Annotated in this window: 20 protein-coding genes and 1 pseudogene; 4 read left to right on the forward strand and 17 right to left on the reverse strand. The window is 37.5% G+C overall.

Annotation, left to right across the window (positions count from 1 at the left end):
* Nucleotides 1–55: 55 nt before the first annotated feature.
* From helD to GI584_RS19760, 4 genes are all read right to left on the reverse strand, one after another.
* Entirely contained in the window at nt 56–2,392 is a 2,337-nt protein-coding gene (helD, locus tag GI584_RS19745; protein ID WP_153792318.1) for an RNA polymerase recycling motor HelD, read from the reverse strand.
* A gap of 108 nt (nt 2,393–2,500) precedes the next feature.
* Nucleotides 2,501–2,674 (reverse strand): hypothetical protein, encoded by a 174-nt coding sequence (locus tag GI584_RS19750; protein WP_153792319.1) that lies wholly within the window; start codon nt 2,672–2,674, stop codon nt 2,501–2,503.
* 185 nt (nt 2,675–2,859) lie between these two features.
* Entirely contained in the window at nt 2,860–3,354 is a 495-nt protein-coding gene (locus GI584_RS19755; protein WP_153792320.1) for an SRPBCC domain-containing protein, read from the reverse strand.
* A 19-nt stretch (nt 3,355–3,373) separates the two neighbouring features.
* Nucleotides 3,374–3,709, reverse strand: coding sequence for an ArsR/SmtB family transcription factor (locus GI584_RS19760; RefSeq protein WP_153792321.1), 336 nt, complete (start codon nt 3,707–3,709; stop codon nt 3,374–3,376).
* Between the two features lie 779 nt (nt 3,710–4,488).
* Between GI584_RS19760 and GI584_RS19765 the strand changes: the two genes are divergently transcribed.
* Both GI584_RS19765 and GI584_RS19770 read left to right on the forward strand, forming a co-directional pair.
* Complete coding sequence (locus GI584_RS19765) at nt 4,489–5,040, forward strand: dihydrofolate reductase family protein (RefSeq protein WP_153792322.1); 552 nt, start codon at nt 4,489–4,491, stop codon at nt 5,038–5,040.
* 337 nt (nt 5,041–5,377) lie between these two features.
* A complete protein-coding gene (locus GI584_RS19770) occupies nt 5,378–6,940 on the forward strand; it encodes a serine hydrolase domain-containing protein (RefSeq protein ID WP_153792323.1) in 1,563 nt (520 codons plus the stop codon).
* Nucleotides 6,941–7,038: 98 nt separating this feature from the next.
* Here GI584_RS19770 and GI584_RS19775 read toward each other — a convergent pair whose 3' ends face one another.
* The 4 genes from GI584_RS19775 to GI584_RS19790 all read right to left on the reverse strand — a co-directional run bounded on the left by GI584_RS19775 (nt 7,039) and on the right by GI584_RS19790 (nt 8,829).
* Nucleotides 7,039–7,416, reverse strand: a complete 378-nt coding sequence (locus GI584_RS19775; RefSeq protein WP_228552287.1) for an ABC transporter permease — start codon at nt 7,414–7,416, stop codon at nt 7,039–7,041.
* 13 nt (nt 7,417–7,429) lie between these two features.
* Nucleotides 7,430–7,825 (reverse strand): type II toxin-antitoxin system death-on-curing family toxin, encoded by a 396-nt coding sequence (locus GI584_RS19780; RefSeq protein ID WP_153792324.1) that lies wholly within the window; start codon nt 7,823–7,825, stop codon nt 7,430–7,432.
* Nucleotides 7,826–8,089: an AbrB/MazE/SpoVT family DNA-binding domain-containing protein gene (locus GI584_RS19785; protein WP_153792325.1), complete on the reverse strand. Its 264-nt coding sequence runs from the start codon at nt 8,087–8,089 to the stop codon at nt 7,826–7,828.
* Nucleotides 8,090–8,646: 557 nt separating this feature from the next.
* Nucleotides 8,647–8,829 carry a hypothetical protein gene (locus tag GI584_RS19790; protein WP_153792326.1) on the reverse strand — a complete coding sequence of 61 codons (183 nt, stop codon included), beginning with the start codon at nt 8,827–8,829 and terminating at the stop codon, nt 8,647–8,649.
* 228 nt (nt 8,830–9,057) lie between these two features.
* Here GI584_RS19790 and GI584_RS24115 point away from each other — a divergent pair.
* Nucleotides 9,058–9,162 (forward strand): annotated as a pseudogene (locus GI584_RS24115) (ATP-binding protein); the annotation flags it as partial.
* Nucleotides 9,163–9,595: 433 nt separating this feature from the next.
* Here the strand turns inward: GI584_RS24115 and GI584_RS19795 are convergent.
* From GI584_RS19795 to GI584_RS19815, 5 genes are all read right to left on the reverse strand, one after another.
* On the reverse strand, nt 9,596–10,741 hold the full coding sequence (locus GI584_RS19795; protein WP_153793028.1) for a DUF2264 domain-containing protein: 1,146 nt from the start codon (nt 10,739–10,741) through the stop codon (nt 9,596–9,598).
* 125 nt (nt 10,742–10,866) lie between these two features.
* Nucleotides 10,867–11,742, reverse strand: a complete 876-nt coding sequence (locus GI584_RS19800) for a carbohydrate ABC transporter permease (protein WP_100359115.1) — start codon at nt 11,740–11,742, stop codon at nt 10,867–10,869.
* A 13-nt stretch (nt 11,743–11,755) separates the two neighbouring features.
* Nucleotides 11,756–12,727: an ABC transporter permease gene (locus GI584_RS19805; protein ID WP_153792327.1), complete on the reverse strand. Its 972-nt coding sequence runs from the start codon at nt 12,725–12,727 to the stop codon at nt 11,756–11,758.
* Nucleotides 12,728–12,811: 84 nt separating this feature from the next.
* Entirely contained in the window at nt 12,812–14,446 is a 1,635-nt protein-coding gene (locus GI584_RS19810; protein ID WP_153792328.1) for an extracellular solute-binding protein, read from the reverse strand.
* 254 nt (nt 14,447–14,700) lie between these two features.
* Nucleotides 14,701–17,001, reverse strand: a complete 2,301-nt coding sequence (locus GI584_RS19815; RefSeq protein ID WP_153792329.1) for an AraC family transcriptional regulator — start codon at nt 16,999–17,001, stop codon at nt 14,701–14,703.
* 154 nt (nt 17,002–17,155) lie between these two features.
* Here GI584_RS19815 and GI584_RS19820 point away from each other — a divergent pair, with 154 nt between their 5' ends.
* Nucleotides 17,156–18,034: an AraC family transcriptional regulator gene (locus GI584_RS19820; RefSeq protein WP_153792330.1), complete on the forward strand. Its 879-nt coding sequence runs from the start codon at nt 17,156–17,158 to the stop codon at nt 18,032–18,034.
* A gap of 92 nt (nt 18,035–18,126) precedes the next feature.
* Here the strand turns inward: GI584_RS19820 and GI584_RS19825 are convergent, their stop codons facing one another.
* The 4 genes from GI584_RS19825 to GI584_RS19840 are packed head-to-tail and all read right to left on the reverse strand — an operon-like array spanning nt 18,127 to nt 22,023.
* Nucleotides 18,127–18,939 carry an ABC transporter permease gene (locus tag GI584_RS19825; RefSeq protein ID WP_153792331.1) on the reverse strand — a complete coding sequence of 271 codons (813 nt, stop codon included), beginning with the start codon at nt 18,937–18,939 and terminating at the stop codon, nt 18,127–18,129.
* Nucleotides 18,932–19,813, reverse strand: coding sequence for an ABC transporter permease (locus GI584_RS19830; RefSeq protein ID WP_228552288.1), 882 nt, complete (start codon nt 19,811–19,813; stop codon nt 18,932–18,934). The genes GI584_RS19825 and GI584_RS19830 overlap by 8 nt, the downstream gene beginning before the upstream one ends.
* Nucleotides 19,814–19,819: 6 nt before the next feature.
* Entirely contained in the window at nt 19,820–20,923 is a 1,104-nt protein-coding gene (locus GI584_RS19835; RefSeq protein WP_153792332.1) for an ABC transporter ATP-binding protein, read from the reverse strand.
* Nucleotides 20,920–22,023, reverse strand: a complete 1,104-nt coding sequence (locus GI584_RS19840; RefSeq protein ID WP_153792333.1) for an ABC transporter substrate-binding protein — start codon at nt 22,021–22,023, stop codon at nt 20,920–20,922. The genes GI584_RS19835 and GI584_RS19840 overlap by 4 nt, the downstream gene beginning before the upstream one ends.
* Nucleotides 22,024–22,027: the final 4 nt, after the last annotated feature.

A 22,027-nucleotide genomic window follows, 5' to 3' on the forward strand; every position in this document is an offset into this window, starting at 1 on the left:
CGCAAAGCACCGGATTGTTTTAGGAACGTTTGTTTATCTTAAAAATCCAATTAAATCAAGCTTGGATGAAACCCTCCCGCAATACGTTTTGTAAAAACATGCTCGGTTTACCTACGCTGTAAAGCTGTAAATAATGCATAGCTCTGGTGCAGGCAGTGTAGAAAACTCTGCGCAGGCTCTCATCACCGTATACTTGCTCCGATGCATCATAAATAATGACAGCATCGAATTCGATACCCTTGGACAAATACGACGGTACTACAACTACTCCTTGCTCATATTCAATCGAGTTGCTCTTTAAGAGTTTAATTTCATTGATGCTGGCCAGGGATTCATATGCACTTATACTTTCCTCAGCAGACTTGCATATTATCGCAATACTATTAAGCCCTAGACTTCGTAAACCTGCGACTTTGGAGGCAATAGAGCTGTGCAGTTCTACGTGATCAGCTACTTGTTTCAGTACGGGGAGCTCACCGAAGCGTTCAAAAGGAATTATTTTTTCTCCATTAGGAACGAGTCTTCGTGTAAACTCAATAATCGGTTTGGTAGATCGGTAGCTTCGTGCTATATTGATCACTTCCGTTTGATCCGATCCGTAAAGGCTGGTAAGTTTGTTGAAATCAACCGTTTCGCTAGCGTGGGTGAATATTGCCTGATTAAAGTCGCCGAGCACTGTCATACTGGCCGCAGGAAACAAACGCCTCAAAAACTCAAATTGAAATGGGGAATAATCCTGTGCCTCATCAACAACGATGTGTTTGATTGAGCTGTTCGTCTGAAAGCCTTGAATCAGATCTTTCAAAAGTAAAAACGGAGTAGCATCCTCATAAAATAGTTTATCTTCATCTAGCATTTCCAGTGTCGCCTGACAAATAGACGCCCACTCCTCCGGTGTCTCTCCTTCAATCCAATGATTGATCTGTAAGGAATCAGCAAAAAGCTGCTTGTATGTCCCCTTAAAATCAACAAAATGAAACGCTCGGACTCGCTTTCGTAACGGCTTCAATTTTTGGTGAACAATCAATTGGGCAAGTGCTTCTGGCTCGACCTCATAGTCGGCAATCGCTTCTCTTTTATAGCCTCGTTTTTCTGCTAAGTAGACGCGTGCCTTATGGTATTCATCGTCACTAAGTAGCTCGATTTCTTCCTCTACCCATGATTTTGTCCTTTCGATCCTTTGAACCTCATTTATGTTTTTTATTAGCCAATCCTTCAATTTTTCAAGTCTATTATGGAAGTCGAGTGAAGTGTCATGACTGTAAAATCTTTCTGCTATTTGTTGTGCTGTAACGATTGGTTTTCCTCTAAAAGTAATGTTCTTAAATAGCATGCCTGATAATTCTAGTGATTGTCTATATAATTGGATTGCCTCAAAAAAACGGGTAGATGCTTTAAAACGGATGCTCGCAAGCCTTGACCTGTACGATGGAGTATTTGTTGCAGTTAAAACATATTCCAATTGCTCGTAGGGATTTTCAACTTGAAAATCTTTACTCAAACGACGATTCAAGTATTCCTGAAATGTGACCTGTTGCATATTCTCTTCACCAAGTTCTGGTAGCACATTGGACACGTAGCTGCTAAACATGGCATTAGGCGAAAAAAGAATGATTTGATCAGCATTCAAACGTTCTCGATATTTGTAGAGCAAATAAGCAATTCGTTGCATGGCAGCCGATGTCTTGCCACTCCCTGCTGCACCGTGAACAATAAGCAACCTCCCATGGTCATGGCGGATGATCTTATTTTGCTCCTGTTGAATGGTAGCTACTATATTGTGCATTTGTTTGTCGGTACCTTTGCCCAGAACCTGCTGTAAAATCTCGTCTCCAATGGTGAGGCTCGTATCGAACATCGATTGAAGAACGCCGCCACGTGTAAGATATTGCCACTTTTTCTCCAATATGCCTTCAATTACGCCTTCGGGGGTTTTATACTTAGCCGGACCGGGCTGGTAATCGTAGTAGACACTCGAGACCGGAGCCCTCCAGTCATAGATAAGGAAATCTTCGCCACTAGAATCACGCAGCGTGGAGATACCAATATAGATTTGTTCCGGAGTGGAAGTACCTTCTTCCATAAAATCGATCCGGCCGAAATAAGGAACCTCCTGCATACGGCTTAATGTGGACAATCTCTTGGATGCGTGTCTATGGCTGCTTTGGCTTACGGACAGAGCTTGTGCCTCTTGCCTCAATCCGATGATGGTCTCTAGGTAATCATCAAAGGTATCCGTATTCACCTTGACTTCATCCCAAAAGTGTTTGCGGATATCAACCACCTCGTTTTTGCGCCTAGAAGTTTCAGCTTCCAATCTGTTGATTTCCTCCTCAATTGTCTCCATAACACTGTCCAATCGTTTTTGCTCCTGCTGAAATTCCAAACTCATAGCAAACACTCCTTTGAAAAGATTATAAAAAGGGTTGACAAATATAACGATCACATTGTATAATTAAAATAGGGATAATATAATATTTTTTAATAATACAATGCATACCTATATAAATTTACCACAAGATCGCATTTTTTGCAACGTCTTAGACTTGAATTCTATCATGAGGTTAGGACATAGCCAGCCAATAATAACGAAAAAGGATCCGATCGTCGCTTTGACGATCGGATCCTTTTTTATTGGACTATGTTCATCATCTTTTGTGCCACTAGCTGTCATCGCGGTAAGCTCTTATCTAGTACTATCGGTGAATTTAGCGTATCGGAAATCTTTCCAAATTACGGATCCACTACTAAACCAAGTGAATTTTTAAATTTTATTAGACCTAAATATTATTTATATTCTTTACCTCAAAAAGAAAACAATCGATAAGTTAGTCGGTGATTTTCTTTACATGGTCTGCCTTATTTTGCTTCCTTTGATAAATAATCTTCTAATTGATTGAAAGTTCCTGAAAATCCTTCATAAATCATATCTTTTGATTCTCTAAAGGTTTTAATTTCCTCTTCGGTTGCTGATGCTGGAGTTATTACCGCTGTAAGGGTTGTTTTACCCTCATCCTCGGTAAAAGTCATTGTATTCAGAGTTTCCAAGGGCCAATTTTCGTCAAAGGGTGCACGAACAATGTTACCTTCCTCATCAGAAAAGAAACTGGTGTAAACGATTTTCTCTGGTGCAATAATTTCATTGTATACAAATTTAACCCACATTACATCACCATCAGCAGGTTTCTGGCTGTAATGAAAGACACCTCCCGGTCGGAAATCTGATTTAGTAACATTAAACGTCCAACCTGTTGGACCCCACCAGTTTTGTAAATGTTCTGATTCGGTAAATGCCTTGAACACTAGTTCTCGTGGAGCATTGAAAGTATGGGTTATTTCGACTTGAGCTGACATTTTAATCCCTCCAGTAATTTTAGTTATCATTCTCTTTGTTTCCATTCTTTTGTAGATCTTGCAAATAACGATCCAAGTTTTTGAATCTTTCCTCCCACAGTTCACGGTATTGTTCTAACCATGAATCTAATTCTTTAAAAGGCTCCGATCGTAGCTTATAGATGCGACGATTCGCTTCTGCATCAAACTCAACTACTCCCGCTTCATGCAGTACACGAAGATGTTTGGATGCCTGAGGTTGGCGAATGTGAAGCGTATCCACGATTTCACTGACCGTTAGCGGGCCCTCGAGCAGTAAATCTACATTCTTTAACCTACTGGGCTCGGCAAGAGCGCTTAAGATTTTAGTTTTCATTTTTCCATTCGAACACCTCCTTTTTTATTACGAATATTCCACGATAGGAATATACCATTACAGGAATAAATCTGTCAAGGAAAAAATCATTCATATAAAGTATGATTTCCATCAGTGGGGGTTTTACGGACGATTAGCAGCGTTTTTTTATGTATCAACCTTTTAATCCTTATTCAACAATTACACCCAATAATTTAAGTGAACTTATTCACAATATTGCATTTCTATTGATGAGTGACAAGTGCCTTTTTCCTTTATGAACCGAATCTAAAGTATTTTTTAATGATGAATTTCTATATAGGAAGTAAAAATGCTAAGGTTAGAAGAGACTTCTCCTTATTTGATATTGAGCAATCGAAAAGAAATTTTCATCAGACGTATGTGGTAATCTTGAAACCAGATTGTCCTCTCCTTTCCTTTTAAACGCTTTAAAATAATTTTTATTTTAAACTTGGCCCTTACGTGACGTAACGATGTATATTAAATTCACTGGTAAAAATAATTGCGTGAAATGAGGAGATGACCACTGCAGGTAAAAAATACTGGAAAGTTGGCGAACTTGCCAAGTTAACCGAGTTAACCATTCGGACCTTAGATATGATGATCAAATTGGTTTGTACTCACCATCCGGATATTCTGATGCGGAGAATGATTTATGGATGACCATTTCAAGAAGCTTGGCGACTTCCTTGACAAGCACCCAAAAACATAAAGTGTGACTGATCAGTGAGGTTTTACGGACGATTAGCACCGTGGTAAAGAAATATGGAGGAATAGATATGACAAAAGTATATTTTGGCATGACTTTATCTCTTGATGGATTCGTCAACGACAGAAAAGGCAATTTTGATATGCTCTTTGCCAGCTTTGAGCCGAATGAAGAACTGGCGGCAATGTTGCAAAATACCGGAGCTGTAGTAATGGGACGTAATAGCTTTGAGGCGGGAGGCGATACCGATTCTTATGCTGATTCATATGAATTCCAGGTGCCCTTATTTGTTCTGACTAAAAAACCACCGGCTAAGCATCCCAAGGAAAACGATAAATTAACAATTACCTTTGTGACTGATGGGATTGAAAGTGCTATAAAACAAGCCAAAATCGCTGCCAAGGGTAAGGATGTCGCGGTGATGGGGGTTAGCGTCGGTCGTCAATTGCTTAAAGCAGGCTTAGTGGATGAATTACAAATAACGATAGCCCCTATTTTGCTTGGCAAGGGACTACTACTTTTTGAGCATCTGGAAGAACTTGAAATAAATCTTGAGAAACTGCGGACGATTGAGACCAAACAGCAAGTTGAAATCTGGTATAAAGTAATCCATCAAACCTAGAACTTTTTATGCAAGAGGTTTTAGTCGTTTATCTTATATTTAGCGTACAATAAACACAATGGATACATGAACAAGTGGATGTAACAGTCTATCTGTATATCAACAAACCGGATTCGAAAGTAAACAAAGACGTTTGTAAAGACTATCGGATGCTTCTGTTCAACATAACAAAAGGTTAAATATTTTCATTAAAATTCGATCTGTATTCAAAACTATAGAATCCATTTTGTTCGACCTTTTTCCAGATGGATTCTTAGTGTTTTCCCTATAATGCAAGTTTGTGTTTTGTTTTCGATCAAACTTTATTCTAAAGCTACACGACTTGGAGGATTATGGAATGAATATTAAATTAACAGCGATATTGGCAACCGTATTAATTAGTATACTTTATGTCTTCATATTATGGTTCGATGGACATCGGTTGCTTACTTCAGTATCAGACACGGAAACGGTACAAGAAGCATCGTTTCAATCTTCTATAGATGCGTACATAAAAACTCAGATGCAAGAGCAGAATATACCCGGGTTGGCGTTGGGAATAGTCAATGGAGATCAAGTTGTGTATGTGAACGGATACGGACGTGCGGACTCTTCCGGGCGGGAGGTTACCTCCGAGACGCCCTTTGTGATCGGTTCAAATAGCAAATCGATTACGGCAACTGCTGTATTGCAGTTGGTCGAGGCAGGTAAGATCGATCTGGATGCTCCGGTTCAGCATTACATCCCTTCTTTCCATGTAAAAATGACAGAGGATTCGTATCAGGACGTAATTACGGTACGTCATTTGTTGAACCAAACAAGCGGATTGCCTCCTTACACACCTAATGGTGAAACCTCAGAGGATCAAGGGAATACCACCTTAAAAAAGGCTGCTCTTACTTACTCAAACGGGATGGGGCTTGCCCGCCCGGTTGGAGAATACGGTTATGCGAATGCCAATTACGTCCTACTAGGGTACATCGTGGAGAAAGCCTCCGGACAGCCCTATGAAGATTATGTAAAGGAACATATCTTCGAGACTTTGGCCATGCACAAAAGCTTCTTATCACAAGATGAAGCTTTACGTAATGGCCTTGCTTCACCACACCGCAGATGGTTTGGTTTCACAGTAGAATATACAGGAGAAGATGTGTTCCAAGCAGGAGATTTGCCCGCCGGATTTATCATTTCTAGTGCGGAAAACATGAGTCATTATCTCATTGCACAAATGAACGGGGGACGATTTAGAGACGCAAGTGTACTCTCTTCAAAAAGCGTCCGTCTGATGCAAACAGAACCGATTTCCAACACATACGGCATGGGGTGGCTCTTTGACGAGATCAACGGTGTCGCAGTAATCGGACATGCCGGAGGGACACCCGGATTCCAATCGCACATCTGGTTTTCGCCTGAACAACGAATCGGTGTGATCGTACTTGCCAATGTGGTCAGTGTGCTCGATGCTCTGCCCGATACGGAATATTCCATGGCTACCGATATCGCATCAGACGTCATGAACATAATGACGGAGCAACCATTAACAGACTATAGGCTTAGTATCAATCAGAGGTATTGGCTATTGAACGGAGCAGTTGTACTATTGAGCGGATGGTTGGCACTGGCTTTAATAAGAACCGGGCAACGTTATCTTCGTCTGGCACAACAGCGTACATCTAAGAGATATGAATGGGTGTGGCGTTTAGCTCTTGTATTTATTCTGCATTTCATCTGGCCATGTTTGATAGTCATTATGACGTATACTTCTGTAATTCCTATTTGGCAAGTCTTGACTGTTTTCCAGCCTGATGTGGTGTTATGGTTGAAGCTCATGGCCATCATTGTGCTATTGAAGGGCCTTGTCGAGACCGGACTTCTGACCCAGAAATGGAAAACAAGGAAGAAACGCCAAATCAGAGCCTAAACGTTCAACTGTACCTTTTATTGTAAATAAGCTACCCTAAAGTTATACAGTTGAACGCTGTGCTAAACCAGTGAAGTTCTCCATAACTTTCAAAGGGCTTAAAATGCTTTTGTTAAACTAATTGTTTTTTCAATGATGATTAAAGCAATCACTGCAATAAGAATAAATACAACCGAAACGGCATTAATAACAGGATCAAAGGTTTGTTCCACATAATTAAATATTCGTACGGGAACAGTGACAAATTGAGGTGAAGTTACAAAAACACTTACAAAAACCTCCCCAAATGATGTCACGCCCGCAAATACTGCTCCAGCCATAATACCAGGCTTAATGTTTGGAATCGTTACTTGGAAAAAGGTGCGAATTGGCCCAGCACCAAGGCTCATAGATGCCTGTTCGATGACTTGGGGCAATAACCATATATGGAACACTTGAGAAGGATCGGCTATGTTGTCATCTAGTTTGTTTCTCAACGGTGTTTCTTAACTAGTATTCTACTGTATTCACTTTCAGCCATCCAATTATATCAGATTTCGTTGCGTTTCCTTGTGCAACTGCTACTGTAAATGTTTCCACTTCATCATCGTTCTTTATTAATTTATAGCCATTCTTTTTCAAAAATATTTCTAGAGATGCCAAAGCTGTTCGCTTATTTCCATTATAGAAACAATGATTTCTAGCTAATGATTCAAATAATGCAGCTGCTTTATCAAAAAGTGTAGGGTAAGCATCTACCCCGAAAGCTGATTGCTGAGAACGGTATACCGCTGACTCTAGCAATCCCTGGTCTTTAATCCCTGCTTGCTCTCCTTTTCCATACTTTTTCATAACCATAAAGTGAATCAACACGACATCTTTTGCTCTCAAATACTGAATACTCATTTATCTATCCTTTAATCTCTCAAAAACTTCATTATGTTCTTCAAAAGTTTCGGCAAGCATCTCTAGCATTTCCGCATCTACTTCTTGTTCCCAATTTCGTTTTTTCTTTAAAACAATCTGATTATCTTTTACATCAAATTCGATTTCATCACCACGCTTAATATTTAAAGAATCAATGATTTTTTTTGGTAATCCAACACTTAAACTGTTTCCAGTTTGAACGACCTTACGAACTTCTTTTTTACTCATGTAATCCACACTCATTTCTTTTTATTCTCCTTTCTATTATTATTATTATTCAAACTACATTTTATACATTAGTATGTAATTACATACTAACTCACTTAACATTATTTTACAAGAGCAATGTGTGCAACAGAGGGGTTCTCGTTTTCATATACCTTAATCATTGCGATTGTTTGTTACTGTATTCAGCATAACAACATAACCTGAACAGACAAAAGGTGAGCCATTATCCTTTGTAAACCTTTACGTCTATTTCTAATGCCTTTTCAGTCCGTTTGTGCATAAAGTTGAACCTGTTACAAGATCAATACCTGGCATGGAATCCAATTTAAAGTCGCTAAAGGCTAAGTTGTTCCCGATGTCCCAAAAAATGATCAATAGGACTAAAAATGTATATACTTATCAAGCCCTAGCTCTTACAACTTTCGAAATACAAATAAAACATCACAGCCCTAAATCATTTAGCGCCATGATGTCTATTTGTTTATATCTTTGAAATTTTTAGCACTATGAATAATTCGAACAACTTCTATCGACTATCTTTTCTAAATCCTTTACAGCTGATTCTGCCCATCTTAATACAGCCTTTTCCCAAATTTCTCCTTAACTTGTTCATGAGAAACGACTTTTCCAGAATTGAGTACTTGTATTCCTTTATCTATCGTTGATCTTATATATAATTCTCTCATTACATCTTCAATAGTTACGCCATCAGGTAAATCTTTAATTAATCTTAATACTTCTTCTTTTGTACTCAATTCTAACAACCCCCCTTATTATTATGTTACTTTTAAGAGCTGTCGATACAGTATTAACAAACTCACAAGAACAATTTCATCTTCTCGATATTCTAACAAATTGTCTTTATTTAACAACATGTCATGACATACCAATGGAAATGAGAAAATAAAATTTCTCGAAGTGAGATTCACTTTAAGTGCCAAAGTGTGATCACAAACATTTAACAAAGCTCTATTTGGAGATAAAAAATGACAGCTGCATTACTTGATCGACTAACACACCGTTCACATATTCATTTGCGTAATGGTGAATCCTACCGATTTCGTCAAAGCATGATGCATGAGCTATAGCGAGGGGGCGTGCTTGGGGTTCTTGCTCCTCCTCCGGGGCAAATTTAGCTGCTTCGTCTGGATGTTCTGAGGAAGCATTTATCCCCGCAGATTCTCCTACTCCTAATGCCATTGGTAAAGTTGGATCAACACCGTCTCTCCATATTGATGATCAGCAAATACACATCAAATACCAAGTAAATAAATTGTTTGATTAGATGCTGGAAGCCGCGAATTCCAAAGGTCTTCCTACTATAGACTTATTCATCAAAAGTCTAGCGCTTATACAACGAAAATAATCAAAAGAGGTGTATGCTCCACACATACACCTCTTCAAATGATCGAATAAACTCAATCCACAAGCCTATTATCTTCATCATTACCCTTTTCTACTTTTAATTCTGAACAGCCGACGGTTCATTTAAGACAAAGTGCCTCTCCCCTGTTTCCGACATTACAAGGCATGGTCGATTGGGATAGCTTTTCCTGACCATACTCGTTTTGATGTCCATTCCATTGATGGCTCACTCCAAAACGGATCAGACTCTTGTAATCCCAATGGCAGGAAGACTGCAGAACATAAATAAACACTACCTGTAGAAATATATCCTTCCCCAATCTCTGGTTGGTGTCCAGAAAATCCAATCGTTAACCATCCTGATTCGGTAAAAGTTCCAGGTGCTTCCAAAGTTCTCTTAATAAGTGTAGTTAATGCACTTCTCACTTGTGCAGGCTTTAATTCATTAGGTAAATCACCTCGAAGTGCATGGTGAACTAAACATTGAAATACACCAAAGCGATAGGCTAAAGACCTACCGACAGGAGGAAAAGTTCCCTCTGGTGAAATCGTTCGTTCCTGAATCACCGCATATCGCTGTGACCTTTTGATAATTGATTCCCTAAGCACTTCCCAATCTCTATACTCAGCCCCCACTGTTTCTATCAAATCTACTAACATCGGATGGATGACGAAACTATTGTAGTAGTCATGGTGATACTCCGTGCCATCACTATAAACACCATCTCCTAAATACCATTGTTCAAATTGCTTAATAGCATAATCAATCCGCATCGGATCCCAATCTTTTTCACCGGCTTTGTATAAAAATGCTTCAATAATCGCTGAAAACAATAGCCAGTTTGAAAATATCGGTTTTCTTGTTCTTGTAGTTTTCAACGCAAGTATCACATTTTGCTTTACTCGAGCATCAAGCTTTTCCCATAATTCATTCGGTGCTCTTAACAAGGCATGCGCTAAAAAGGCAGTATCTACAATTGGTTGAAAATCATCTGAAAAGTTCATGTAATCCGGTGAGTGTTGATCTGTTCCAGCATCAATTGCTTCTCTTGCTAATTCAGCATATTTTACTCGGAGCTTCTCTTCGTCACTATTTTCACACACTTGTTCAAGCCATGGTGCCATGCCTGCTAATAAGCGAGCCAATGCTTCCAGGTGGGAAAATTGCTCCCGATTGGTTCCTTCCTTCATCTCGACCGGCATTTCTTTTTTTAATGTTCTATCCTTCAAGTGTAGAAGGACAGGATTTGCGATTTTTAACATCGACTCAAGCCAATATTCTCGCTGTTTATTGTTTACCATTGTAATTTTCCACCCTCTTACAAAGTTTTTCTTTAAACTGTCTACCATTATATCAAAAAAGAGAAGGAGAATGCTCACCTCCTTCTTCACAATTATATGCTTTCTTCACATCATACTTAAATCTTTTAACCTTTTATTCCGCCAATCATAACACCCTTAACAAAATACTTTTGTAAGAAAGGATATAAACAAAGAATTGGTACTGTTGCTACGATAATAGTAGCATACTTAACCGTTTCACCTATCGGCATAGCATCTACTGCACTTACTCCAGATGTCATGCTACTTGTGTCGTTAGCAATTAAGATTTCACGGAGTATCAACTGAACTGGAAATAACTCCCTGTCTTGTAAAAAGATCATCGCATGGAACCAAGAATTCCAATGAAACACACCATAAAACAATACCATAACAGCGACAACAGGTAGCGATAATGGTAAAACGATTCTAAACAAGATAGTAAAATCATTAGCACCATCAATACGTGCAGATTCTTCTAAGCTATCTGGAATTCCTTGAAAAGCCGTACGCATAATAATTAAATTAAATGCACTAACTGCTGTTGGAAGAATTAATGCCCAACGTGTATCAATTAAATTCAATTCATTTACAAGTAAATAAAGAGGAATAAGTCCTCCTTCAAAAAACATGGTGAAGACAATCATAAACATAATCAAGTTACTCCACATCACATTTTTTCTGGAAAGAGCATAGGCTCCTAAAGATGTTAGAATAATGTTTAAAGCAGTACCCGCAACCACATAAATTAAGGTATTTAGGTATGAAATACCAATCATTGGGTTGTTAAATACCATCTTATAAGCTTCAATTGTAAAATCCTTTGGAGCAAGCATAATTCCTCTAGTTTGCGCAACATAAGCAGGATCGCTTAGGGACGCAAATAAAATATAAAGTAACGGGTAGAGCGTAACCAGGGACAAAAGAGTAAGAATTATTATGTTTCCGTAATCAAACAAACGCTCCCTTAGTGTTTTTCGCATTGTCGATCCCCTCCTACCATAATTTAGTGTCGCCAACTTTCCTTGCGATTCCATTTGCTATAACTAATAGCGTAAAGGCTATCAATGCCTTAAACAGTCCAACTGCAGCACTATAGCTAAAATTACTTTCCAGGATACCTTTTCGGTAAACATAAGTTCCAATTACATCTGCCGTTTCATAGGTTGTCGGATTGTACATTAACAATATTTTTTCTTCACCTACTGTCATAAACTTACCAATTAGCAAAATCAGCAAGATGACAACTGTCGGCATAATCCCCGGTAAAGTAATATGAAACATTTGCTTAAATCGTCCAGCTCCATCCATTTTTGCAGCTTCATACAATGATGGATCAATATTTGACATAGCAGCAAGAAAAATAATCGAACTCCAACCAACATTTTGCCAAATATCTGATCCAATAAACAGGGTTCTGAACCACTCTGCTTGTTGCATAAATGCTATCGGCTCGATGCCAAATAAAAATCCTAAAATATCATTAACCACACCATCTCTGGCAGTAAAATCATATAAAATACCCACTATAACTACCAACGAGACAAAGTGAGGCATGTATGTCACGGTTTGGACAGTTCGTTTGAATATTCTACTTCTCACTTCATTAAGTAATAGGGCCAGTATAATCCCCGCAGGAAAGGCAAAAAGCAAACTATAAAAACTAAGAAGAATCGTATTCCTTAATAGTCGCCAAAAAAAGAAACTATTAAAAAATTCTTTAAAATGCTCAAAGCCTACCCATGGACTACCTAGAAATCCTAGTGCTGGTGAATAATCTTTAAAAGCTATTTGCAACCCATACATTGGTCCATATTGAAAAATAATGTAATATAAAACTACTGGAGAAACCATCAAGTATATCATTTTATTTCTTTTGAAATCTTTCTTGACTCTATCTATGAAGCTGGCAACTTTCTTACTTAAGCTGCTTTTATGTTTCAATTGTAAAGCAGTTTCCTTTTCCATTTTCCCACTCCTTTCTCCATCATATATGGATGTATGTAGTACTGTTGTGTTGATGTTCTCAACACAACAGTACAATTATGCTATTTATCTCTCCATATAACGATCTAAAGCAGCTTGTTGAAGTTCAATTGCTCTTTCAATACCCATACCTTTTAACGTCGCAACAAAATCTTCAAAGTTACTTAAAGGTTCTTCTCCCATTATGAATCTAACAACCATTTCGTCGTAATAAGTGTCCAAGTCGCTCATAATGGAATTAAACTCTTCACTTTCATCAGCATTTAAAGTGGTTGGAGGCATATTAATTTCGTTCTCTGCTGTTTCCCCCCATATCTCCACCGCTTCTTGCTGTTCAGGCAATTCCAGGTATTGCTCTACGTAACGTACATCTTGCACCAATGGTCCACCATAAGATGCTCTGATATATTTACCTAATGCCTGAGTCATGGGCAGACCATCTGGATTCTTAGTGATTTCCTCCGTGTAAGTAGGATATCCATCTATCATTTCATAACTTTCACCTTCAACACCGAAATTAAAGAGCATATGTCCTTCCTCAGAGTATGCGAAATCAAGCCATTTAACAATTTCTTCTGGATTCTCAGCTGATCCTGAAATGGAAGCACTATGATATCCTTCATATGGATGCGCTAGTTGAGCTGTTGCTGCCTTTTCACCTTCTTTAAGACTAGGATGAGGAGTCGGAGAAAGTGTGAATTCAGGAATTTGATCTTCCATTAACCCCATATATTTACCTATCCCGCCACCAGTATAACCAAATAAACTACCAAGTTGATTATTTGTTACCTTCGCATCCAATAGTTTTGTATCAACTGCAGCAAAATCTGGATCAAGTAAACCTTGTTCATACCATTTGTTCATCGTTGTTAAAAATTCTTTAAATTCAGGCTGTATGGATCCATATTTAACAGTTCCATTATCGTTATAGAATTGTGCATGGATTTCATATGCACCAACAAATGCTCCAATATACTTAAAGTCATCAGGCTGAACCATGAGCGGGATTTCATCCATCTCACCATTTCCGTTAGGATCCCCATTTTTGAAAGCTGTTAAAACTTCTTCCCATTCACTTATCGTCGATGGTTTTTCTAGATCAAGTTTGTCCAGCCAATCTTGACGGATCATCATCCCCATAAATACCATTAATTTTTCATCCCCACGAATAAAAGGAAAAGTGTAAATATTCCCTGCATCAGTTGTAACCATTTTCTTAACTTCTGGGTTCTCATTTAAATAACGATTAAGATTCGGTGCATTATTTTCTATTAATTCATTCAAGCGTATAATGTTACCCGCCTCAATTGCCTTATCAGGACCATTCGGAACTGTCCGCCAATTATACTCAATAACATCAGGTAGCTTTCCTGATGCAATCATAAGATTAAACTGTTCCGTTATATCAGTACCTTCTCCTGATGGATGTTTGAATTCAACTTTTGTACCCGTTATTTTTTCTAACTCTTGATAAACTCCAACATCATTAAGACTTTGTGAGGTTTGTGCAACACTAGGATTTAATTCAGTCCAATAAGTAATTTCATCTGGATATTCAACTTCCTCAGGATCTTTCAGATCAATATCTTCCCCGTCGGCTTGTTCCTCTTTTTCATTAGATGTTTCATTGCTAGAACACCCAACAACTAATAGAAGTAACAGCATAAGCAAAAATGATAACGCTTTCGATTTTTCCCACATAATGATGTAGTCCTCCCTTTTCTTTTTCGATTTAAAAATTATTTCGTAATAAGCATAATTCAAGGTACAGATAAACGATATAGTCCATTCTTTTGATTCGTTATCAATATATTAGAAAAGCTTATTATCTCTGCATTCTCACGTTATCAAACCTTTATATAGTGTCGTTCAGCACTTGGTGCAAACAGTAAATCCTCCACCTAAAACGGAAGAGGATTTACATACATTTATAAATGATTTTCTATCGAAATATTTTAAATAATCTCCCGATATTGTCCAGGTGTTACACCTTCAACCTTTTTAAATACTCTAATTAAACCAACGCTGTTTGCATAACCTACTGTTGTTGCAATCTCCGATATCGTGAGTTGTCGATTGGACAGCATTTTTTTAGTTTCTTCTATTCTAACTTTGGTAATACATTCACTAAGCGTAATACCACCTTGCTTCTTAAAGAAGGTAGACAAATAGGATGGATTCATTGCGAAATGTTCCGCTATCATCCCAAGGCTAAGCATGTTATTGTTATAGTTTTCCTCAATGAAATGAGTAATCTCCTTATATAGACGTTCTCCTTGTGTCGATTGATTTTTTTGGATTTTATGACAGAATTCATAATATAGAGAATTAATTTTCTGTTGTAATTCATCGACCGTATTAGACTCTGAAATAACCTTAAATGGTTGCTGGATATCCATAAACATTTTTTTATCTTCTACACTTAGGTTACTAAGCAACTTTACCCAAGTACTTAATAAGTCATAAGATAAACATTTACTTATCTCAGGAGTCATCTCTTGTTGCACATTGTTGCTAAAAATTTGATTCAATGTTTTTTCTACGTTTACAAAATCACCATTCTTCGCAAAGTTAAGTATCTGAACTTCCGTTTCCACGGGAAAATGATAATCATACCCACTATTATTCTTAATATCATTATAGAAAATTATCGAACCTGGTCCTTTGATGACCCTATAATCCAGCGCCATTATTGCCTCTCCGTAACCTTCTGAAACCTTATTTAATCCGTAATGAATTTGACTAATTGCTACAGAAATTTTAATGTTGAATCGTTGCTCCAAAATATCCTTTAATTCTTTAACAAGCTGTACTGATTTATTTCTTTCACTATCTGTATCATGATTATTGAGAATAACCAGCTTGTCACGCTCTATTTCAATTGTATATCCTTTATCATCAAAAATCTCTTCGCTAAGGTTAGCTATAATAAATCTGGTCATCACCCAGTTCGTATCCACATTTTCATTTGTAAATTGGCAATAATCATCAATTTGGATGATTATTACGCTGAAGTAATCCCATTTAAAGTTAATACCCATGCTAGCTAACTCTTTTTCAGGACTAGTCATTAAATCGACTTGTCCCCTGATCAAGCGCAAGATAAAATTAGCTCTTATAACTGGTTTTTGTTGAGAGACGATATGTTTTAATTGTGATTGTTTATCGATAGAATTAACGATTGTTTGCTTTATTAAGTCTAACTCATTCGTGAATTTACCCTTTGGACGTTCATTCCGTATAACTGTATTAACCACTTCACGAATTGGTCGATAATTCTGATTGGCTAAATAATAAGAAACAATAATTCCTACAACGATAGATATGAGTAACAAACCAACAGCCCAATATTTTACTTGATTTACTTCTGCTAACACAATATCCCTTGGAAATAACGATACATAGGTCCAATCATTTTTCTCTGAAGTTGTAAAAGAAGCAACCATGGCTTTTCCATCTATTTCTTCCTCAAAAGAACCTTCTTTCGTATTCAGCAGTGATTTTATCTCGTTAAAAGTATCCTCATTTTCATTAGTAGACATCATAATTTCTTTATTCTCATCTGCAATATACATTACCCCTTGGTTAAAGCCCTCTAATTGCTGCAACATCTTTCTAATCTGCTTTTCATCAATGTGGATCATGAGTGCTCCTTTTACATCTGTTACCTCGCCATATGGCAATGATTGAATAAGAGTGATAATGTTCTCTTCTCCTGAACTCATGGTTACTTTTTCTGAAGGAAAATAATCTCTCAAATGAAAGCCAGACATCTTACTTGTCATTATCTCATCATAAGTAGAATGCTGATATTGCTTAATATGGTTAAAAAACAAAGATGAATTTGTTTTCATTGTTGGTGATAGTAACACGTCGGACTGAGAAAAATATAAGTAATAATCATCAATATGTGTACTAACCGTTTGATACTTTTTTAGTTCCTTTATAAACTCGATATATTCATAATTACTTACCTCTTGTTGAGTAGTCATTAAATGGTTTAATCTTTGATTTAAGGAAATTTGTAAGGATAATTGCTCTGCTTCTTTAAACCTGTTATCTAAGGCAATTCTTACTTGCTCCAACATAGCTGTATTCGATTTATGTGCATTCTCGACCATACTTGATTCAATTCTGTTAAATAATACAATGCCAATTATTACCGGTATAAGTAGTACAATGAAGTAGGATGCAAGAAGTTTTACAAAAACAGTTAACCGCGTTTTTTTCTTATTAAAGCGCTTCCATTTTAACATTTTCGTTCACCTCGTATTCTAAGTTATGACACTTTCTTTCAATCAAATGCTTTATAAAAAAAACTATCTTAGAAAATTATAAGTTAGCAAATATAATAGAAGTTGTTGTATAATAACCAATAATGTCGTTCTATTGTTCTGTTAGGAGGGTGTTATGAATAAATTATTTGAACAAATTGATTTAAAGCCATTTCGATGGATTTATCGAAGAGTTTCTGAAGATAATTTTAGTGGATTCTATCATTGGCATCAAGGCTGTGAATTATTATTTGTTTACCGTGGACAGGGACGAGTAATAGTTAATCAACAAACCTATGATATCAAACCAGGTATGCTTTTCTTCTTTCAACCTTTTCAATTACATAAGGTATATGTAGAAGTATCTCCTGACAACCCTTATGAACGAAGTATTATGCACTTTGATCCGCTAACACTAGGAAAAAATTTGGACAGTTTCCCTAGCTTAAACAAATTGTTAAACCGGATGCAGAATAGTGTTATAGAACAACAAGCATTTGACTTAAGTAATTATTATCAATATGTATATGAAATTTGCGAAGCATTGAATAATTCGCTTAAAAAAAATACTTGGGAAGAAGATAGTCAACTTTTTCTCATGCAAATGCTCTCTTGTATCCGATCCAATATGCAAGATATGAAATTAGATACTGAGCTAAATAAATATCGTTCCCTTCACCATTCCGAAAGAATTATGCAATGGTTACAAGAAAATTACATGGAACCATTCGACCTGGAAAAGCTATCGGACGAAGTTCACTTATCAAAATCCTACGTGTCAAGAGTATTTAAACGCGAAACCGGAAGTAGCCTAACTGAATATTTAACGATTCTTAGAATGAAGCAAGCATGTCAGTTATTGCAAATGAGCGAAGAGCCCATAGAAATGATTAGTGAAAGTGTCGGCTTAGGAAGTGTTTCCTATTTTATTCAGTTATTCAAAAGAATGATTGGCACAACACCGCACCAGTATAGACTTTCCCATAAAATAACACGAAACACCAATCTATTTTAATTAGTTCCTCCCGTGCAAGTAGAATTAGGATCTAACATCTATCCAAAAAAAGAAACGAAAATCATTTTCGTTTCTTTTTTAGAATTTACATATTAAAATGCTTTTGTTAAACCAATTGTTTTTTCAATGATGATTAAAGCAATCACTGCAATTAGAATAAATACAACCGAAACGGCATTAATAACAGGATCAAAGGTTTGTTCCACATAATTAAATATTCGTACCGGAACAGTGACAAATTGAGGTGAAGTTACAAAAACACTTACAGAAACCTCCCCAAATGATGTCACGCCCGCAAATACTGCTCCAGCCATAATACCAGGCTTAATGTTTGGAATCGTCACTTGGAAAAAGGTGCGAATTGGTCCAGCCCCAAGGCTCATGGATGCCTGTTCTAATATGGGATTAAGATTAGACATACTTACCCCAACAGATCGGATCACAAATGGAAACACAATAACAGCATGTGCAATGATTAATGCGGTCAATGTCCCAAACCAGCCCATCGCTGTTCCTTGATATAAAAAGGCAATCCCTAAAACCACATGAGGAATCATAAGTGGTGACATCATCATTGCTTGCAATGCTTGTTTTCCAGGAAAATTCAAGCGGCGTATTGCGACAGCAGCGGCCGTTCCTAAAATAACGGTGGTAGGCGCCACAATCAATACTAAGAGAATACTTGTCCATAACGTTTCCAACCATGCACGACTAGTAAACAACTCAACATACCATTGAAGAGAGAAGCTTGTCGGCGGGAACTCTGGATAAGCATGCGGACTGAAAGATGCTATAACAATAATCAGAACAGGAACCGTCATAAACAAGTAGACAAGACTACCTAATAGCCAAATCATGCATGTTCCGAGATTAAACCTTTTATGTTGGTTGTTTGATTTAGCCATAAACTCTCTCCTCCCAACGACTTAATAACCAGCCTAAAAACAACACACAAATAGCTACTATGACTAGTAATGTAAAAGATAAAGCTGCTGCAAAAGGCCAATTCGAAATTTGTATAACTTGCTGATAAATCGTTAACGGAAGCAATGGTTGCATCCTACCCCCGATTAATAAAGCCGTAATGTAACTCCCTGCTGCTAAAGAAAATACGATCATAAAACCAGATATTAGACCTGGAATGGATAACGGTAAGGTAACTCTTAAGAAGGTTTTCCATCGATTCTCACCTAGACTCATCGAAGCACTTCTCAACTTGGGGTCCATATCTCCAAGTGTATTGGCAATCGGTAAGGCTGCAAAAGGTAATAAAACTTGTACTAATGCTATGACAACTGCGGTTAAGTTCCATAGCATCGGAATTGGCTGATTGATAAAATTCATTTTCATTAATAGTTGATTAATCATTCCATTTTGCGCTAATAAAACGATCCAAGCAAAGCTGAGTACAACCATGCTAATTAATAATGGCATGATCAGTAATATATACAACAAGGTTCGCAGACCAGCATGTTTGGCTTTTACTAGCATATATGCAGCTGGGTATGCTAGGATAATGCAACATAAACCAGTGATAAAGGCAACAAAAAGTGTAGTCCCAATTGTTTTCAAGTAAGATCCAGACTGAAACACCTCTATATAGTGCTGAAATGTATACGTATCTTGTATATTAAGATAGCTATCAACCTCTCGAAAACTCACTTCTGCTAACATAAGTAGTGGCGTCACTAGAAAAAATACTAACAATAAAATCGTAGGAATTAATAAGCCCCAATAGAAAACTTTTTGGCGTTCTGACTTCATAATTGTTTTCAACATAAACGATTACTCCTTATCTACCAATGGAATAATATCTGTTGAGTCCCAATATAGATACAATGTTTCGCCTGGCTGTGGTGGCTCTTGAAACACCGTATCAGAAATATGGATGAGAAAGTCTCCTTGTTCAGGTAAAGAGGCATGCACACGTAAGGAGTCTCCAATATAATTAGTATGAACTACTGTTACCTCTACTTGATTACTTTCCTTATCTCTTGCCTTCTCCGCCAGCTGAATACGCTCAGGGCGTAACATCATAAGCTGTTTTTCTTGATTATAATGGTCTATTTTATGAGATGTTTCCAATAGTAAAGGCTGATCCTTTGTGATTTTATGTTGTTTAGCTGCATATTTACCATAAGAACCTTCTGACTCTATCGCTTCCACTTCAAAAATATTAACTTGTCCAATAAATTCAGCGACAAAGCGGTTCTTCGGTTGACGGTATATCGTTAGCGGTTGATCTACCTGTTTTACATGGCCATCTCCAAGTACACCAATACGATCAGATAAGCTTAATGCTTCCTCCTGATCGTGTGTAACTAACACTGTCGTAATACCAATACGTTGTTGCAGTAAACGTAACTCCGTCTGCATTTCTTTTCTTAATTTGGCATCTAAATTACTTAACGGTTCATCTAGCAGTAACACCGATGGCTCAATGGCAAGTGCACGCGCAATCGCAACTCGCTGCTGTTGTCCACCACTTAATTGGTGAGGCATCCGTTTCGTAAACTCCTCTAAATGCACCAATTTCAATACTTCTTCCACTTTTTCTTTAATCGCCCTTTTCGACATTTTCTTAACCTTTAATCCATAGGCAACATTATCAAAGACACTTAGATGTGGGAACAAGGCGTAATTTTGAAAGACCATACCGATGTTTCGCTGATAAGGGGGTAGACTGGTGACATCTTCCCCATTAATGGAAACGACACCAGTTGTAGCAGGTAAGAATCCTGCAATAATATTGAGTAAAGTCGTTTTACCACAGCCACTAGGACCAAGTAAGGAGAAAAACTCCCCTTCCTTGATCGTGAGATCTACTTGGTTCAAAGCGGTATTTTCTCCAAAATGTTTACTGATCTCTTTTACAGTAATACTCATCATTGGCCTCCATCAAATGTATTATTCCAACGCTCTGTTATATCATTTAATTTCGGAGTTAATGCTTCATAATCTACCCATGTTAAATCTTGATAGAATTCTTCGCCTACTTGAACTCGTTCACTTAAACTTTCACTGTATTCGACATTTTCATTTGTCATCCCATAATAAGAAAGCTCAGCAAAAGCACCTTGCACTTCTGGAGAAGAAAGGTAATTCACTAAATCATATGCATTTGCCAAGTTAGGCCCGCCTTTCGGAATAACCCAGCTAGCTACAGCTGCTACTGGCCCATCTTCAGGGTACGTAAAGCTGACATCTAAACCAGCATCCTGTAATGCAAATACTCGCCCATCCCAAAAAGGTATAGCGGAAATTTCTCCACGCTCTAGTAATGTCTGGATTGTGCCTGGGTTATCTGGATAGGCAACCGTATTCGATTGTAATTCTGAAAGTTTTTCAAATGTGGCATCAATATCTTCTTCATTAGATGCGTCTCCATCGACTGTTTCCATTACTCCAGAAAAGAATTGTAAGCCAGCAGAATACGAAGGGGAGGATATACCTAGCTGTCCTTCAAATTGTTCGTCCCATAAGTCTGTCCAACTTTCTGGTTCAAATGGAACTAGATCTGGGCGGTAAGCAATACCTAGCTGTCCCATACTAAATCCAGATGCATAAATCTCACCATCCACTGTAAATCTCTCATTAACGGAGTCATAAATATTGTCGATATTTGGTACATGTTCTGGATCGATTGGTTCTAATAAATCCCCTGCAACAGCACGCTCGATCGTATCGGGTTGGAAAATAAGCACATCATATTGTGCATTTTCTCCACCAGAAGATTTTAGATTAGAAAACCAGTTTGCGTCTGCACCTGCATCAACAATTACTTCAATACCTGTTTCTTCTTCAAACTGTTCTAATCCCGCTTCCATAATCTGCTCTTCCCAATTACCACCATAAACACCGATGACAACTTCATCTGTTTCAGGTAATTCACCCGTACTTTCCTCTTCTTCTGTATCACCACCACATGCAGTTAACACTATTCCAGTTAATAATATGAGCAACAATATAATATTCCACTTTTTCCTCATGTTG

Source organism: Gracilibacillus salitolerans (assembly GCF_009650095.1).
Classification (GTDB): Bacteria; Bacillota; Bacilli; order Bacillales; family Amphibacillaceae; genus Gracilibacillus; species Gracilibacillus salitolerans.

Excerpts from the sequence above, each read along its gene's own strand:
- helD (WP_153792318.1), bottom strand. The coding sequence starts at position 2,392 with ATGAGTTTGGAATTTCAGCAGGAGCAAAAACGATTGGACAGTGTTATG.
- GI584_RS19750 (WP_153792319.1), bottom strand. The coding sequence starts at position 2,674 with ATGACAGCTAGTGGCACAAAAGATGATGAACATAGTCCAATAAAAAAG.
- GI584_RS19755 (WP_153792320.1), bottom strand. The coding sequence starts at position 3,354 with ATGTCAGCTCAAGTCGAAATAACCCATACTTTCAATGCTCCACGAGAA.
- GI584_RS19760 (WP_153792321.1), bottom strand. The coding sequence starts at position 3,709 with ATGAAAACTAAAATCTTAAGCGCTCTTGCCGAGCCCAGTAGGTTAAAG.
- GI584_RS19765 (WP_153792322.1), top strand. The coding sequence starts at position 4,489 with ATGACAAAAGTATATTTTGGCATGACTTTATCTCTTGATGGATTCGTC.
- GI584_RS19770 (WP_153792323.1), top strand. The coding sequence starts at position 5,378 with ATGAATATTAAATTAACAGCGATATTGGCAACCGTATTAATTAGTATA.
- GI584_RS19780 (WP_153792324.1), bottom strand. The coding sequence starts at position 7,825 with ATGAGTATTCAGTATTTGAGAGCAAAAGATGTCGTGTTGATTCACTTT.
- GI584_RS19785 (WP_153792325.1), bottom strand. The coding sequence starts at position 8,089 with ATGAGTGTGGATTACATGAGTAAAAAAGAAGTTCGTAAGGTCGTTCAA.
- GI584_RS19795 (WP_153793028.1), bottom strand. The coding sequence starts at position 10,741 with ATGGTAAACAATAAACAGCGAGAATATTGGCTTGAGTCGATGTTAAAA.
- GI584_RS19800 (WP_100359115.1), bottom strand. The coding sequence starts at position 11,742 with ATGCGAAAAACACTAAGGGAGCGTTTGTTTGATTACGGAAACATAATA.
- GI584_RS19805 (WP_153792327.1), bottom strand. The coding sequence starts at position 12,727 with ATGGAAAAGGAAACTGCTTTACAATTGAAACATAAAAGCAGCTTAAGT.
- GI584_RS19810 (WP_153792328.1), bottom strand. The coding sequence starts at position 14,446 with ATGTGGGAAAAATCGAAAGCGTTATCATTTTTGCTTATGCTGTTACTT.
- GI584_RS19815 (WP_153792329.1), bottom strand. The coding sequence starts at position 17,001 with ATGTTAAAATGGAAGCGCTTTAATAAGAAAAAAACGCGGTTAACTGTT.
- GI584_RS19820 (WP_153792330.1), top strand. The coding sequence starts at position 17,156 with ATGAATAAATTATTTGAACAAATTGATTTAAAGCCATTTCGATGGATT.
- GI584_RS19825 (WP_153792331.1), bottom strand. The coding sequence starts at position 18,939 with ATGGCTAAATCAAACAACCAACATAAAAGGTTTAATCTCGGAACATGC.
- GI584_RS19830 (WP_228552288.1), bottom strand. The coding sequence starts at position 19,813 with ATGTTGAAAACAATTATGAAGTCAGAACGCCAAAAAGTTTTCTATTGG.
- GI584_RS19835 (WP_153792332.1), bottom strand. The coding sequence starts at position 20,923 with ATGATGAGTATTACTGTAAAAGAGATCAGTAAACATTTTGGAGAAAAT.
- GI584_RS19840 (WP_153792333.1), bottom strand. The coding sequence starts at position 22,023 with ATGAGGAAAAAGTGGAATATTATATTGTTGCTCATATTATTAACTGGA.